The sequence below is a fragment of the Pseudomonas extremorientalis genome, assembly GCF_001870465.1.
GTDB lineage: Bacteria > Pseudomonadota > Gammaproteobacteria > Pseudomonadales > Pseudomonadaceae > Aquipseudomonas > Aquipseudomonas extremorientalis.
The window spans coordinates 76,706-90,765 of record NZ_MDGK01000031.1 but is presented as its reverse complement, the minus strand read 5'-3'; the positions used below and the strand labels follow the sequence as shown (position 1 = coordinate 90,765).

Here is a 14,060-nt window from a genome sequence, read left to right as displayed (position 1 = left end):
CGGGCTGTACCGTTTACGGCACAAACTGTCACACAGGCTGTATCAACCCTGCCACAGCAACGCCTTGCAACAATGCCCAACCCCTTGATTTAGCTGGCTCACACAGCGGTGGCCCAACCTTTGCTCTACGCTTATCAAGCGCTCGTTGCGCTGCGCTCCCAATAAACATAAAAGCCAGGAGATACCCACCATGCGTTACGCACACCCCGGTACTGAAGGCGCCATCGTTTCGTTCAAGGCCAAGTACGGCAACTACATCGGTGGCGAATTCGTTGAGCCGGTCGATGGCAAATATTTCACCAACACTTCGCCGGTCAACGGCAAGGCAATTGCCGAATTCCCGCGCTCCACCGCCAAAGACATCGACAAAGCCCTGGACGCCGCCCACGCCGCCGCCGACGCCTGGGGCAAGACCTCGGCCCAGGACCGTTCGCTGGTGCTGCTGAAGATCGCCGACCGCATCGAACAGAACCTCGAACTGCTGGCCATCACCGAAACCTGGGACAACGGCAAGGCCGTGCGTGAAACCCTCAACGCCGACATCCCGCTGGCGGCCGACCACTTCCGCTACTTCGCCGGCTGCATTCGCGCCCAGGAAGGCACCAGCGCCGAGATCAACGAACACACCGCCTCCTACCACTTCCACGAACCGCTGGGCGTGGTTGGCCAGATCATCCCGTGGAACTTCCCGCTGCTGATGGCCGCGTGGAAACTCGCCCCGGCGCTGGCCGCCGGTAACTGCGTGGTGCTCAAGCCCGCCGAGCAAACCCCGCTGGGCATCAACGTGCTGCTGGAAGTGATCGGCGACCTGCTGCCACCGGGCGTGCTGAACGTGGTGCACGGTTTCGGCAAGGAAGCCGGCGAAGCCCTGGCCACCAGCAAGCGCATCGCCAAGATTGCCTTCACCGGCTCCACCCCGGTGGGTTCGCACATCATGCATGCGGCGGCCGAGAACATTATTCCGTCGACCGTTGAGCTGGGCGGCAAGTCGCCGAACATCTTCTTCGCTGACATCATGAAAGCCGAACCTTCGTTCATCGAAAAGGCCGCCGAAGGCCTGGTGCTGGCGTTCTTCAACCAGGGCGAAGTGTGCACCTGCCCTTCCCGTGCACTGGTGGAAGAATCGATCTACGACGACTTCATGAAAGTGGTGATGAAGAAGATCGAGTCGATCAAACGCGGCGACCCGCTGGATACCGACACGATGGTCGGCGCCCAGGCGTCCGAGCAGCAGTTCGACAAGATCCTGTCCTACCTGGAAATCGCCAAGGGCGAAGGCGCGCAACTGCTGACCGGCGGCAAAGTCGAGAAGCTTACCGGAGACATGGCTGGCGGCTATTACATCCAACCGACCCTGCTCAAAGGCACCAACAGAATGCGCGTGTTCCAGGAAGAAATCTTCGGCCCGGTGGTGAGCATCACCACCTTCAAGGACGAAGCCGAAGCCCTGGCGATTGCCAATGATACCGAGTTCGGCCTGGGCGCCGGCGTATGGACCCGCGACATCAACCGCGCCTACCGCATGGGCCGCGCGATCAAGGCGGGCCGCGTGTGGACCAACTGCTACCACCTGTACCCGGCCCATGCCGCGTTCGGTGGTTACAAGAAGTCCGGCGTTGGCCGTGAAACCCACAAGATGATGTTGGATCACTACCAGCAGACCAAGAACTTGCTGGTGAGTTACGACATTAATCCGCTGGGCTTCTTCTAATTACCCCCTCGCACATTTGAAATGCAATCAAATGTGGGAGGGGCTTATCCCCTCCCACATTTTGCGTTCGACACAAAGACGCCAAATTAAAAACAATAAGAATGAAAGGTACTTTCCCATGCCTAGCGAACCGACTGGATCTTCTGTCGACTTCGAAAAAGTCGACTCCCAATACTTCCAACAACGCGAACTGAAAAAAGGCGCCGCCGGCTGGGTACTGCTGGTCGGCCTTGGCGTCGCCTACGTGATCTCCGGCGACTACGCCGGCTGGAACTTCGGCCTGGCCCAAGGTGGCTGGGGCGGGATGTTCCTGGCCACATTGCTGATGGCCACCATGTACCTGTGCATGTGTTTTTCCCTGGCCGAGCTGTCGTCCATGATCCCCACTGCAGGTGGTGGCTACGGCTTTGCCCGCAGCGCATTCGGGCCGTGGGGTGGGTTCCTCACCGGCACCGCCATCCTGATCGAATACGCCATCGCCCCCGCCGCCATCGCGGTGTTTATCGGCGCGTATTGCGAGTCGCTGTTCGGCATTGGCGGCTGGATGATTTACCTGGCGTTCTACATCATTTTTATCGGCATCCACATCTTGGGTGTCGGCGAAGCCTTGAAGCTGATGTTCGTGATTACCGCCGTGGCTGCGATTGCCCTGGGCGTGTTCCTCGTGTCGATGGTGCCGCACTTCAGTGTTGCCAACCTGCTGGACATCCCGGTGACCGAGGCCAAGGGTGCCAGCACCTTCCTGCCGTTCGGCTATGTGGGTGTGTGGGCGGCAATCCCCTATGCCATCTGGTTTTTCCTGGCCGTCGAGGGCGTGCCGCTGGCCGCCGAAGAAACCAAGAACCCCAAGCGCGACCTGCCGCGCGGCCTGATCGGCGCCATTGTGGTGCTGACCAGCTTTGCCCTGCTGATCCTGGTAATAGCACCGGGCGGCGCCGGCACGTTCGCGTTGATCAAGTCCGGCAACCCGCTGGTGGAGGCGCTGGCCTTGTCCTATGGCGGCTCGACCTGGATGGGCAGCTTCGTCAATCTGGTAGGCCTGGCGGGCCTGATCGCCAGCTTTTTCTCGATCATCTACGCCTATTCGCGACAAATCTTCGCGCTGTCGCGTGCTGGCTACCTGCCACGCAAACTGTCCGAGACCAACAAAAGCAAGGCGCCCGTGCTGGCGTTGGTGATCCCCGGCATCATCGGCTTTGGCCTGTCGCTGACCGGCCAGGGTGACCTGCTGATCCTGGTGGCGGTGTTTGGCGCGACCATTTCCTACGTGCTGATGATGGCCGCGCACATCACCCTGCGCATCCGTCGCCCCAAAATGGACCGTCCGTACCGCACGCCGGGCGGCGTCTTCACCTCCGGCGTTGCCCTCGTGCTGGCCTGCGTGGCCGTGGTAGCGGGCTTTCTGGTGGATCCACGGGTGGTGATTGGCGCCGCGATCATCTATGGAGTATTAATTGCTTACTTTGCTTTCTACAGCCGGCATCACTTGGTAGCGGGCACGCCCGAAGAGGAATTCGCGGCGATCCAGGCCGCAGAGGCCGCCTTGCACTGATAGCCGTAAACCTCGACGCAGGCGCGTGCCTGCGTCGCCAAGGAGACACTGTATGGCAAGTTTTTCCCACGCGGTGGGTGCACAGACCTACCGCTTCGACAGCCTCAAGGACGTGATGGCCAAGGCCAGCCCCGCACGCTCCGGTGACTTTCTCGCCGGCGTCGCCGCACAGAACGACGGTGAACGCGTGGCGGCGCAGATGGCGTTGGCGAATATCCCGCTCAAACACTTTTTAGAAGAAGTGCTGATCCCCTATGAAAGCGATGAAGTCACCCGACTGATCATCGACACCCACGATAAACAGGCGTTTAGCGTGGTCAGCCACCTGACCGTCGGCGGCTTGCGCGACTGGCTGCTCAGCGACGCGGCCGACGAACATTCCCTACGCGCCTTGGCGCCGGGGCTGACACCGGAAATGGCCGCCGCCGTGTCGAAGATCATGCGTGTGCAGGACCTGGTGCTGGTGGCGCAGAAGATCCGCGTGGTCACGCAGTTTCGCGGCACCCTGGGCCTGCGCGGGCGCTTGTCCACGCGGCTGCAGCCCAACCATCCTACAGATGAGCCGGCCGGCATCGCCGCGAGCATTCTCGATGGCCTGTTGTACGGCAACGGTGACGCCATGATCGGCATCAACCCGGCTACCGACAGCATCGCCTCCATCTGCGCCATGCTGGAGATGCTCGACGCGATCATCCAGCGCTACGAGATCCCGACCCAGGCCTGCGTACTCACCCACGTCACCACCTCCATCGAGGCGATCAACCGTGGCGTGCCGCTGGACCTGGTGTTCCAGTCGATTGCCGGCACCGAGGCGGCCAACGCCAGCTTCGGCATCAGCCTGAGTGTGCTGCAGGAAGGTTACGAAGCAGGCCTGAGCCTCAATCGCGGCACCTTGGGCCAGAACCTGATGTACTTCGAAACCGGCCAGGGCAGCGCCCTGTCGGCCAACGCGCACTTTGGCGTCGACCAGCAAACCTGCGAAACCCGCGCCTACGCGGTGGCGCGACATTTCAAACCATTTTTGGTGAATACCGTCGTAGGCTTTATCGGCCCCGAGTACCTGTACAACGGCAAGCAGATCATCCGCGCCGGCCTCGAAGACCACTTCTGCGGCAAGCTGCTCGGCGTGCCGATGGGTTGCGACATCTGTTACACCAATCACGCCGAAGCCGACCAGGACGACATGGACACTCTGCTGACCCTGCTGGGTGTGGCCGGGATCAACTTCATCATGGGCATTCCCGGCTCCGACGACATCATGCTCAACTACCAGACCACTTCGTTCCACGACGCCCTGTACGCCCGCCAAACATTGGGTTTAAAGCCGGCGCCGGAGTTTGAACAGTGGCTGGCGAAGATGGGCATCTTCACGCAAGCCGACGGCAAGGTGCACTTCGGCAACAGCCTTCCACCGGCGTTTCGCCAAGCCTTGGCGCAATTGGGATGAAGGAGCCGCCTGTGCAACTCGACCTGCCTGACAACCCTTGGCTGGAACTGCGCCGCCTGACGCCAGCCCGAATAGCCCTGGGCCGCACCGGCACCAGCATCCCCACTAGCGCGCAGCTGGATTTCCAATTTGCCCACGCCCAGGCACGGGATGCTGTGCACTTGCCCTTCGACCATGCGGGCCTGCGCGGTCAGTTGGCCGAACGCGGGCGTGACAGCCTGTTGCTGCACAGTGCTGCCACTGACCGTCACCTTTACCTGCAACGCCCGGACCTGGGGCGGCGCCTGAGCGATGAGTCAGCCCAGTTGCTGCGCGATCATGCATCGGCCAACTCCGGCGGCGTGGACTTGGCGGTGGTGGTCGCTGATGGCCTGTCGGCACTGGCGGTGCATAAACACACCTTGCCGTTTCTGACGCGCCTGGAAGAACAGAGCAGCGCAGACGGTTGGTCCTTGTCGCCGGTCATTCTGGTGGAACAGGGCCGCGTGGCGGTGGCGGATGAAGTGGGCCAGTTGCTCGGGGCCAAGATGACCGTCATTCTGATCGGCGAACGGCCCGGCCTCAGCTCGCCGGACAGCCTGGGCCTGTATTTCACCTACAACCCCAAGGTCGGCCTCACCGACGCCTACCGCAACTGCATCTCCAATGTGCGCCTGGAAGGCCTGAGCTACGGCATGGCCGCCCATCGCTTGCTTTACTTGATGCGAGAGGCGTGTCGCCGGCAGCTGTCGGGGGTCAATCTCAAGGACGAGGCGCAGGTGCAGACCCTCGAGTCGGATGATCCGGACCTGATGAAAGGCAATTTCCTGCTCAGTTCACCGGATGACTGAACGCTGCACGATTGCGCTTTTTCGCGCCATTAGGCAGCATCGAGTCACGGCCGCTTGTGTGGTCATCCCCCATTTGGAAGTTGAGGCCTGGCATGCGGATTACTCAAGCGACCCTGGAACACCTGGACCTGTTGACCCCGCTGTTCGTCAAATACCGTGAGTTCTACGGGGCGTTGCCGTTCCCGGATTCGTCGCGGGCCTTCCTGGAGAAGCGCCTGCGGCGCAAGGAGTCGGTGATCTACCTGGCCCTGGCGGATGATGATGACAAGAAGCTGCTGGGGTTTTGCCAGCTGTACCCGAGCTTTTCGTCGCTGTCGCTCAAGCGGGTGTGGATCCTCAATGACATCTATGTGGCTGAAGACGCCCGCCGGCAATTGGTGGCGGACAACCTGATGCGCACGGCGAAGAAAATGGCCAAGGAGACCCACGCGGTGCGACTGCGCGTGTCGACCAGCAGCGACAACGAAGTGGCGCAGAAGACCTATGAGTCCATTGGGTTTCGCGAAGACACGGAGTTCAAGAACTACACGCTGCCGATCAGCGAGGATTGATCACCGCTATCAAAAACACCATAAATCCGCTGTGGGAGGGGGCTTGCCCCCGATTGCGGTAGGTCAGTATCAGATCTGTTGACTGACACTACCCCATCGGGGCAAGCCCCCTCCCACGTTCAGACTGGATGTTTGCCTGAAACTACCACGACATCCTTCGCTACAAAACCAACACGCTTTTCACCTCTCAATCCGTATAATGCGGACCTTTCAGGGTTGTAAGAAATGCGGCATACACTTGTAGCCTTATTACCCGAGCTTCCGCACAGGCCTGCTGAGCCGGGCCATTCACACAGGTGCCATCCATGGATTTCAACCCGCTCGACCTTATCCTGCATCTCGACGTCTACCTCGACCTGCTGGTAACCAATTACGGTCCGTGGATCTACGCCATTCTGTTCCTGGTCATCTTTTGCGAAACCGGCCTGGTGGTCATGCCGTTCCTGCCAGGCGATTCATTGCTGTTCATCGCCGGCGCAGTCGCTGCGGGTGGCGGCATGGACCCGGTGCTGTTGGCCGGCCTGCTGATGCTGGCGGCAATCCTCGGCGACAGCACCAACTATGTGATCGGGCGAACGGCCGGGGAGCGCTTGTTCAGCAACCCGAACTCGAAGATTTTCCGTCGCGACTACCTGCAAAAGACCCACGACTTCTACGACAAACACGGCGGCAAAACTGTGACCCTGGCGCGCTTCCTGCCGATCCTGCGCACGTTCGCGCCGTTCGTTGCCGGCATCGCGAAAATGCCCTACCCGCGCTTCTTCGGCTTCAGCGTATTCGGCACCATCCTCTGGGTCGGCGGCCTGGTAACCCTGGGCTATTTCTTCGGCAATGTGCCGTTCATCAAGAAAAATCTGTCGCTGCTGGTGGTGTTCATCATCCTGCTGTCGCTCGTGCCGATGATCATTGGGGTGTTCCGCAGCCGGTTTGGCCGCACATCCTCCGAAGCCAAGCCGCAGTAACCTGCGATGTGGTCGCTCAGCGCCTGGCGTCGCCGGCGCTTGCTGGCCAAACACCCGATTGCCGATGACACCTGGCAACGGGTGCGCCATCACCTGACCTTCCTCGACGGCATCAGCACCGAGCAGGACCAGTGGCTGCGCGAAGCCTGCGTGCTGTTCCTCGCCGAAAAACACCTGACCGCCCTGCCCGGCGTCGAACTGCATCAGGAACAACGCCTGCTGCTCGCCGCCCAGGCGCAATTGCCGCTGATGAACCTGGGCGACCTCGACTGGTACCAGGGCTTCCACGAAATCGTGCTGTACCCCGACGACTTCCTCAGCCCCCAGCGTCACCGCGACAGCAGCGGCATCGAACACGAGTGGGACGGCGAACACAGCGGCGAAGCCTGGCAACAAGGCCCGGTTATCCTCGCCTGGCCCGGCGTGCTGGCCAGCGGTCAGTGGGAAGGCTACAACCTGGTCATCCACGAACTGGCCCACAAGCTCGACATGCTCAACGGCGACGCCAACGGCCTGCCGCCGCTGCACCATGACATGCGCGTGCAGGAGTGGGCCAACGTGATGCAGAGCGCCTACGACGATCTCAATCGCCAACTCGATGCCAACCCGGATGCCGAGACCGAGATCGACCCCTACGCCGCCGAAAACCCCGCTGAATTCTTTGCCGTCACCAGCGAATATTTTTTCAGCGCCCCGGATTTGCTGGTCAGCAGTTATCCACAGGTGTACGCCCAACTCAGCCGCTTTTATCGCCAGGATCCCCTGGCCCGCCTCATTCAACTGCAAGCCAGCGACCCGCGCTATCAGCCACCGGGCGAATGACCGTACGACGTCTGGCGCATGGCATCGGCGTCAGAATGTGCCTATAATCGCCGCCACTTTTAGGCCAATCCGGCCATGTTTCATGGCCAATTAACGGGGGCAACGCCCAATGAGCTACAGCAAGATTCCGGCTGGCAAAGACCTGCCGAACGACATCTACGTCGCCATCGAGATTCCGGCCAACCACGCGCCGATCAAATACGAAATCGACAAAGACAGCGACTGCCTGTTCGTTGACCGTTTCATGGCCACCCCGATGTTCTACCCGGCCAACTACGGTTTTATCCCCAACACGCTGGCTGACGACGGTGACCCCCTCGACGTGCTGGTGGTAACCCCTTACCCGGTTACCCCAGGCTCGGTTATCCGTGCGCGTCCAGTCGGCATCCTGAACATGACCGACGACGGCGGCGGCGACGCTAAAGTGATCGCGGTTCCACACGACAAGCTGTCCCAGCTGTACGTGGACGTGAAGGAATACACCGACCTGCCGCCACTGTTGCTGGAGCAGATCAAACACTTCTTCGAGAACTACAAAGACCTCGAAAAAGGCAAATGGGTGAAGATCGACGGTTGGGGCAACGCAGACGCCGCCCGCGCCGAGATCCTGAAGTCGGTTGCCGCCTACAAAGGCTGATACCCGCTCCTCATTGCCCCGGCAATTGAAAAAGCCCCGATTATTCGGGGCTTTTTTTGTGGGAAAAATTAAACGGAAAGTTCAATGATTTATAAACAACGTTTAGTTTAAATCAAAATCCGAAGTATCAGGCTACAACTAAGTAAATCCCTACAAGCGCAACTCAACGCATGGTTTATTTGATCTGTAATTCCGGCCAGTAAACTCTGCGTTTATGAATACATCAGGTGATCGTTTAAAAGCGCTACTACAGGAAGTTCATCTTTCCGCCTCCGACTTCGCCAAGAACCGCGGTGTCACGCCCCAGCACGTGAACAACTGGTTCAAGCGCGGTGTACCCATGGGCCGACTCAACGAGATCGCAGAACTGCTGTGCATCTCCAGCCGTTGGCTGCGCACCGGCGAAGGCCCCAAACACCCACCGGCCAACTTCCTGCTGGATGGCCCGAGCTCACGAAAAGGACTGCCCACCACCCGCGAAGCCAGCGGCAAATACCTCACAGGCCCCGCCTGCCTCCCGGAAAAAACCGACGTGGAGATCGATCTCCACCCTTCATTCACCTCCAACGAGCGCATCCGCCTCTCGCTGCACACCCTTCAGGCCCTGAACGTAAACCCCGACCGCGCTTTGGGCGCCTACATGGTCGACAACAGCATGATCGACATCATCCAACAAGGCGCCACCCTCGCCATCGACCGAGGCCGCACGCAAATCATCGACGGAGAAATCTACGCGGTAGAGCATGACGGGATGCTGCGTATCAAATACCTCTACAACAGGCCCGGCGGAGGTTTGCGCATGCGCAGTCACAATGCCGGCGAGCATCCCGACGAATACCTCACCTACGAACAACGCTTTGAGCAGAACTTCCAGATTGTGGGGTGGGTATTCTGGTGGTCCACCCTGAATAACCGACGCCCGCCCGTGCCGCTGGATGAGCATCTGTTGGGCTGGGAAGGCTCTAAATCGGACCCGGAGGTGGGCAACTGAGGTGAATATGGGTATCATGCGCCGCACATTCGGCAGGGGGTGGCTTTACGCTATCCACCTTGCCTGGCGAAGCGGAGGAGTTCCCGCGGATGCCCCTACTATTCAGCCAGACGTGTTGTGGGCTGAGCGATTTGAAGGCTGGTGAGGTTTGTCAAAAACAAGCTGAGGCAGTCCCCGAGAAGCCGGCCACAAGCCGGCTTTTTAATGCCCGTGAAAATCCCAAGTCAATTGTCCAGCAAGCTGCTGGACAATTGAATGACCAAAAGCGGGCGGCTTACAGTCCGATTCGCCACCCTCTTCTCCATCTCCATCAAATACAACACCGCCCTCTGCGGCGTACCCAGTGGCTCCCCAAGCACCCGCGACGCAGCTACCATTGTCCCCTATGAGTTGACGGTATTACCGGTTTCACCCGATTTATCCCTCACAGCCCACCCATTAATCTGTGCCCATGTTGAACGCAACGCCCTACCAACCTGAACAAAAAAGGATTCAACCATGAGCACTGCAACCTACAACCGCTTGAACAAAGACGACGCCGTAGTCCTGCTGGTCGACCACCAGACCGGCCTGATTTCCCTGGTACAGGACTTCTCGCCCAACGAGTTCAAGAACAACGTGCTCGCCCTGGCTGACCTGGCCAAGTTCTTCAACCTGCCGACCATCCTCACCACCAGCTTCGAGCAAGGCCCCAATGGCCCGCTGGTGCCGGAACTGAAAGAGATGTTCCCGGACGCGCCCTACATCGCCCGCCCTGGTCAGATCAATGCGTGGGATAACGAAGACTTCGTCAAGGCAATCAAGGCCACCGGTCGCAAGCAGATCATCATTGCCGGCGTGGTCACCGATGTGTGCGTAGCGTTCCCGACCCTGTCGGCGCTGGCGGAAGGGTTTGAGGTGTTTGTGGTGACCGATGCGTCGGGCACGTTCAATACCACGGTACAGCAGGCGGCGTGGAGCCGAATGACGCAAGCGGGTGCGCAATTGATGAACTGGTTCTCGGTGGCGTGTGAGTTGCACCGCGACTGGCGCAACGATATCGAGGGCCTGGGGAACCTGTTGTCCCAGCGCATTCCCAACTATCGCAACTTGATGAATGGGTATGCGGCATTGACGGCGCGTAAGGACTAATTCAACCGCTGCACACACTAAGCCTGCCTTGAAACGCAGGCTTTTTTGGTTAACTAGCAATGCGCCATTAGCACACTCGCCCTAATTGAGACGGCACCGCCTCACCACTAAAGTCCTTCGCTTATTTCGAGTCTCAAGGAAGGACGCTATTGAATACCTTAACCAAAATCGGGCGCTGCCTGGCACTGCTGCCCGTCTTGCTGATCAGCACAACGTCGGTATTGGCCGATGAAGAAACACCGATCGGCGACTGGTCGATCATCTACGGCAGCGGTCGGGCCCATAAAAACGTGATGTATGTGGCCGATCGCACTTCGGTGGTGCCGTCGAACCACAACAAGGGCGCAAAACTGGTGGCCGTCACGGTGGTGTATGAAGAACCGGGCAAGCCCATGATCGATGTGTACAACATCGAAGTGCAGTGCTCCACGCGCAAGCTGCGCTTTCTTAACGGGCAGTCGGTTGCGCCATTTTCCTACACCCTTACGCACTTGAAGGTCTCCAACACGTGGCAGACGCCGAAGGAGTTCTGGCTCGACCGCACGCTCGCGTATGTCTGCGAACCGGGCAAGAGCAAGGACACCATCGCCATGGGCAAGATGACCCACCTGCAGATGATCCAGACCACCAAGGCCATGTTCCAGCAATTGGGGCCGACTCAGGAGAAGAGCCAGATGATCGATGACCTCGACGACATGCTGGGCAACAAGCGCTGAGCAACACTCACCTACAAGAAGGATTCACCATGCCTAAATGGACAAGGCTGTTGCTGGCTGGGCTTTGGTTGCCCGCCGTGCTGTTTATCAACGGGTGCCACCTTATTGCACAATCGCGCTGGGAAGGCCGGGACGTGCAAGAGGCGTTGGATTTGTTCGGCAAGCCCGACTCGATGAAGAAGCAGAATGCGCCCAATGGCGACACGCAGGTGGTGATGACCTGGCACAAATCCTCTTCATGGACGACCACTGAAGCCGCCGGGACTTCAATGAATCACACCGGGAACGGGATGGTGTACACCGAGTATTACCAGCAGGTCGGGCACAGTTCGGATTGCAAGCTGGAAGCCACGGTGGATAAGACGAAGAAGATCGTGCTGTTCAGGATTGAGGATGGCCGGATCCTGCATGGCAAGTGCCTGAATGTGCCATTTGTGCCGGGGTACATTCCGCCGGGGTTTTGAGGCTATCAGTCGGTTTTAACCCGCCAGCTCCCGCTCGATCTGCTCGATGCTTGGCAGGCTGGTTCGCAGCTCTGCGGGCAACGACTCAACCAGTTGATATTCCGCTACACCAATCGGCCGATTGTTATCGCGCAACGCATATTCGGCGACGACTTCGTTCTTGCTCTTGCACAACAGCAGGCCGATGGTGGGCCCGTCTTGTGGATGTTTAAGCTGGGCATCGACGGCAGCCAGATAAAAGCTCAGTTTCCCCAGATGCTCGGGTTTGAACTTGCCGGCTTTCAGTTCGATGACCACGTAGCAGCGTAGCTTCACGTGATAGAACAGCAGGTCGACAAAGAACTCATCGCCTCCGACATCCAGCAGTACTTGCTGGCCGACAAAGGCGAAACCGGCGCCCAGCTCCAACAAAAAGTCGGTGACGTGCTTGATCAAGGCGTTTTCTATGTCGCGCTCCTGCGCGTCCAGGGCCAGGCTGAGGAAGTCAAAACGGTAAGGGTCTTTCAGCGACTCACGCGCCAGGTCGGATTGCGGTTTGGGCAGGTGGGTCTCGAAGTTGCTGACCGCTTTGCCACTGCGCTCCAACAAGCGGTTTTCGATGTGCATCACCAGCGAGTTACGCGACCAGTTGTTCTCTATCGCCTGGGCTATGTACCAGCGGCGGGTTTCGGGGCCGGGGAGTTTGTCCAGTAATGCCAAATGGTGATACCAGGGCAATTGTGCAAGCACCTCTTGCACAAATTCAGCATCTGGCCACGCCTCGGCAAAAGCACGCATGTACTTGAGATTTCGCGGCGAAAAACCCTTCATTCGGGGAAAGGCCGCACGCAAATCCTGGGCAAGTCGATCAATGACTTTGCTGCCCCAACCCTGCTCCGCCTGGCGGGTCAAAATGTCGTGGCCAATCTGCCAATAGAGCAACACCAATTCCCGATTCACCGCCAGTGTTGCGCGCTGTTGCGCCGCATGAATACGGCCTTTCAGGTCGGTCAGCCAGTCACTGTAGCCCGCTGGTGGTGCGGTCAAGCCGATACAGGGTTCGCTCATGCCATGTCACTCTGGAGGTTTGAGGCAGGCTAGTCAGGCGCATTGACGGTCACAAGGGGCGAAGGTCGTTCCAGGAAGGCCCCTTCAATAACCACAGAAACGTCCTGCTGGCCATTGCGGACTACTGACTTGACTCTCCCCTATACAGCAGCCTTTACCCTGGAACACCCTGTTCAGGACCTCCCCATGACCCCGCGTACCCTGGTGATCCTCGGCCATCCTTCCGCCTCCAGCTTTTGTTCAGCCCTGGCCGATACCTACATCCAGGCGGCAAAAACCGCCGGCCATGAAGTACGTGTCGTACGCTTGGGCGACCTGGCTTTCGACCCCGTCCTTCATCACGGTTACACCCAGATTCAGCCGCTGGAGCCCGACCTGCTCAGCGCGCAATCCGACATCCTCTGGGCCACTCACCTGACATTTGTCTTCCCGATCTGGTGGGGTGGCATCCCGGCGTTGATGAAGGGCTTTATCGACCGAATCTTCCTACCCGGTTTTGCCTTTAAATACCGAGCGGGCAAGGCTTTTCCTGACAAACTGCTCCACGGCCGAACGGCACATCTACTGGTGACCCTGGACACGCCGCCATGGTATTACCGTTGGTTCTATCGCATGCCGGGCATTCACCAGATGCGCAAGACCACGCTGGGGCTTTGTGGTGTCAAGACTGCAAACACGCTGCTGTTCGGGCCGGTGCTGGGCTCCACTGCGGCGCAGCGGGATAAATGGCTGAAACAGGCCGGCGCTTTAACGGAAAAAAGGAGTTTTCATGTACATCGGCAAAGCCGCGCAGTTGTCGGGCACGACCATCAAGGCGATTCGTCACTATGAGGCGATCGGACTGCTGCCAGAACCGCGGCGTCAGGGCCAATACCGGGTCTATTCGGCGCAGAACGTTGAGCTGCTGATGTTTATCAAGTGCGCGCAGCAATTGGGGTTCAAGCTCAAGGAGTTGCAGGAGATTCTTGCAGGTCACGTAGGCGATGTATTGCCCTGGGAGCGGGCGGACCAGGCAATCGCAGACAAGAAGCAGGAACTAGCCCTGAAAATTGCCGCGCTACAGGAAATGCACGTGGGATTGCAGACATTTGAAGCACAGTTGAAAACATCACAAGAACAATGCTCGTCAATGGCGCAAAGATCCTGACCGGCGGTGAGCCGAATAAAATGGGTATACGGCTCATTTGATGAGCCGTATA

At 59.1% G+C, this 14,060-nt stretch carries 15 protein-coding genes; 14 read left to right on the top strand and 1 reads right to left on the bottom strand.

What is annotated here, in order from left to right; translation table 11 throughout:
- Positions 1–190 precede the first annotated feature (190 nt).
- From exaC to BFN10_RS12160, 12 genes are all read left to right on the top strand, one after another.
- Positions 191–1,711 carry an acetaldehyde dehydrogenase ExaC gene (exaC, locus tag BFN10_RS12215; RefSeq protein ID WP_071489879.1) on the top strand — a complete coding sequence of 507 codons (1,521 nt, stop codon included), beginning with the start codon at positions 191–193 and terminating at the stop codon, positions 1,709–1,711.
- A 118-nt stretch (positions 1,712–1,829) separates the two neighbouring features.
- The gene (gene eat, locus BFN10_RS12210; protein WP_071489878.1) at positions 1,830–3,263 is read left to right on the top strand and encodes an ethanolamine permease; all 1,434 of its coding nucleotides are present in this window, start codon (positions 1,830–1,832) and stop codon (positions 3,261–3,263) included.
- 52 nt (positions 3,264–3,315) lie between these two features.
- Positions 3,316–4,710 (top strand): ethanolamine ammonia-lyase subunit EutB, encoded by a 1,395-nt coding sequence (locus BFN10_RS12205; protein ID WP_071489877.1) that lies wholly within the window; start codon positions 3,316–3,318, stop codon positions 4,708–4,710.
- Positions 4,707–5,540 carry an ethanolamine ammonia-lyase subunit EutC gene (gene eutC, locus BFN10_RS12200; RefSeq protein WP_071489876.1) on the top strand — a complete coding sequence of 278 codons (834 nt, stop codon included), beginning with the start codon at positions 4,707–4,709 and terminating at the stop codon, positions 5,538–5,540. The genes BFN10_RS12205 and eutC overlap by 4 nt, the downstream gene beginning before the upstream one ends.
- Before the next feature lie 92 nt (positions 5,541–5,632).
- Positions 5,633–6,091 carry a GNAT family N-acetyltransferase gene (locus tag BFN10_RS12195; RefSeq protein WP_017528964.1) on the top strand — a complete coding sequence of 153 codons (459 nt, stop codon included), beginning with the start codon at positions 5,633–5,635 and terminating at the stop codon, positions 6,089–6,091.
- Positions 6,092–6,396: 305 nt separating this feature from the next.
- Positions 6,397–7,053, top strand: a complete 657-nt coding sequence (locus BFN10_RS12190; protein ID WP_028618093.1) for a DedA family protein — start codon at positions 6,397–6,399, stop codon at positions 7,051–7,053.
- 6 nt (positions 7,054–7,059) lie between these two features.
- Positions 7,060–7,875 (top strand): M90 family metallopeptidase, encoded by an 816-nt coding sequence (locus BFN10_RS12185; RefSeq protein WP_071489875.1) that lies wholly within the window; start codon positions 7,060–7,062, stop codon positions 7,873–7,875.
- Between the two features lie 109 nt (positions 7,876–7,984).
- Positions 7,985–8,512 (top strand): inorganic diphosphatase, encoded by a 528-nt coding sequence (gene ppa / locus BFN10_RS12180; protein WP_003219382.1) that lies wholly within the window; start codon positions 7,985–7,987, stop codon positions 8,510–8,512.
- 214 nt (positions 8,513–8,726) lie between these two features.
- The gene (locus BFN10_RS12175) at positions 8,727–9,503 is read left to right on the top strand and encodes a LexA family transcriptional regulator (RefSeq protein ID WP_071489874.1); all 777 of its coding nucleotides are present in this window, start codon (positions 8,727–8,729) and stop codon (positions 9,501–9,503) included.
- 498 nt (positions 9,504–10,001) lie between these two features.
- On the top strand, positions 10,002–10,634 hold the full coding sequence (ycaC, locus tag BFN10_RS12170; RefSeq protein ID WP_071489873.1) for an isochorismate family cysteine hydrolase YcaC: 633 nt from the start codon (positions 10,002–10,004) through the stop codon (positions 10,632–10,634).
- A gap of 149 nt (positions 10,635–10,783) precedes the next feature.
- Entirely contained in the window at positions 10,784–11,350 is a 567-nt protein-coding gene (locus BFN10_RS12165) for a hypothetical protein (protein WP_071489872.1), read from the top strand.
- A gap of 29 nt (positions 11,351–11,379) precedes the next feature.
- On the top strand, positions 11,380–11,814 hold the full coding sequence (locus tag BFN10_RS12160; protein ID WP_071489871.1) for a hypothetical protein: 435 nt from the start codon (positions 11,380–11,382) through the stop codon (positions 11,812–11,814).
- A gap of 15 nt (positions 11,815–11,829) precedes the next feature.
- Here BFN10_RS12160 and BFN10_RS12155 read toward each other — a convergent pair whose 3' ends face one another.
- On the bottom strand, positions 11,830–12,861 hold the full coding sequence (locus BFN10_RS12155; RefSeq protein ID WP_071489870.1) for a PDDEXK nuclease domain-containing protein: 1,032 nt from the start codon (positions 12,859–12,861) through the stop codon (positions 11,830–11,832).
- 186 nt (positions 12,862–13,047) lie between these two features.
- On the opposite strand from BFN10_RS12155, the gene BFN10_RS12150 reads away from it, so the two are divergent.
- Both BFN10_RS12150 and BFN10_RS12145 read left to right on the top strand, forming a co-directional pair.
- Entirely contained in the window at positions 13,048–13,692 is a 645-nt protein-coding gene (locus tag BFN10_RS12150; RefSeq protein WP_071489869.1) for an NAD(P)H-dependent oxidoreductase, read from the top strand.
- Positions 13,631–14,008: a MerR family transcriptional regulator gene (locus BFN10_RS12145; protein ID WP_071489868.1), complete on the top strand. Its 378-nt coding sequence runs from the start codon at positions 13,631–13,633 to the stop codon at positions 14,006–14,008. The genes BFN10_RS12150 and BFN10_RS12145 overlap by 62 nt, the downstream gene beginning before the upstream one ends.
- Positions 14,009–14,060: the final 52 nt, after the last annotated feature.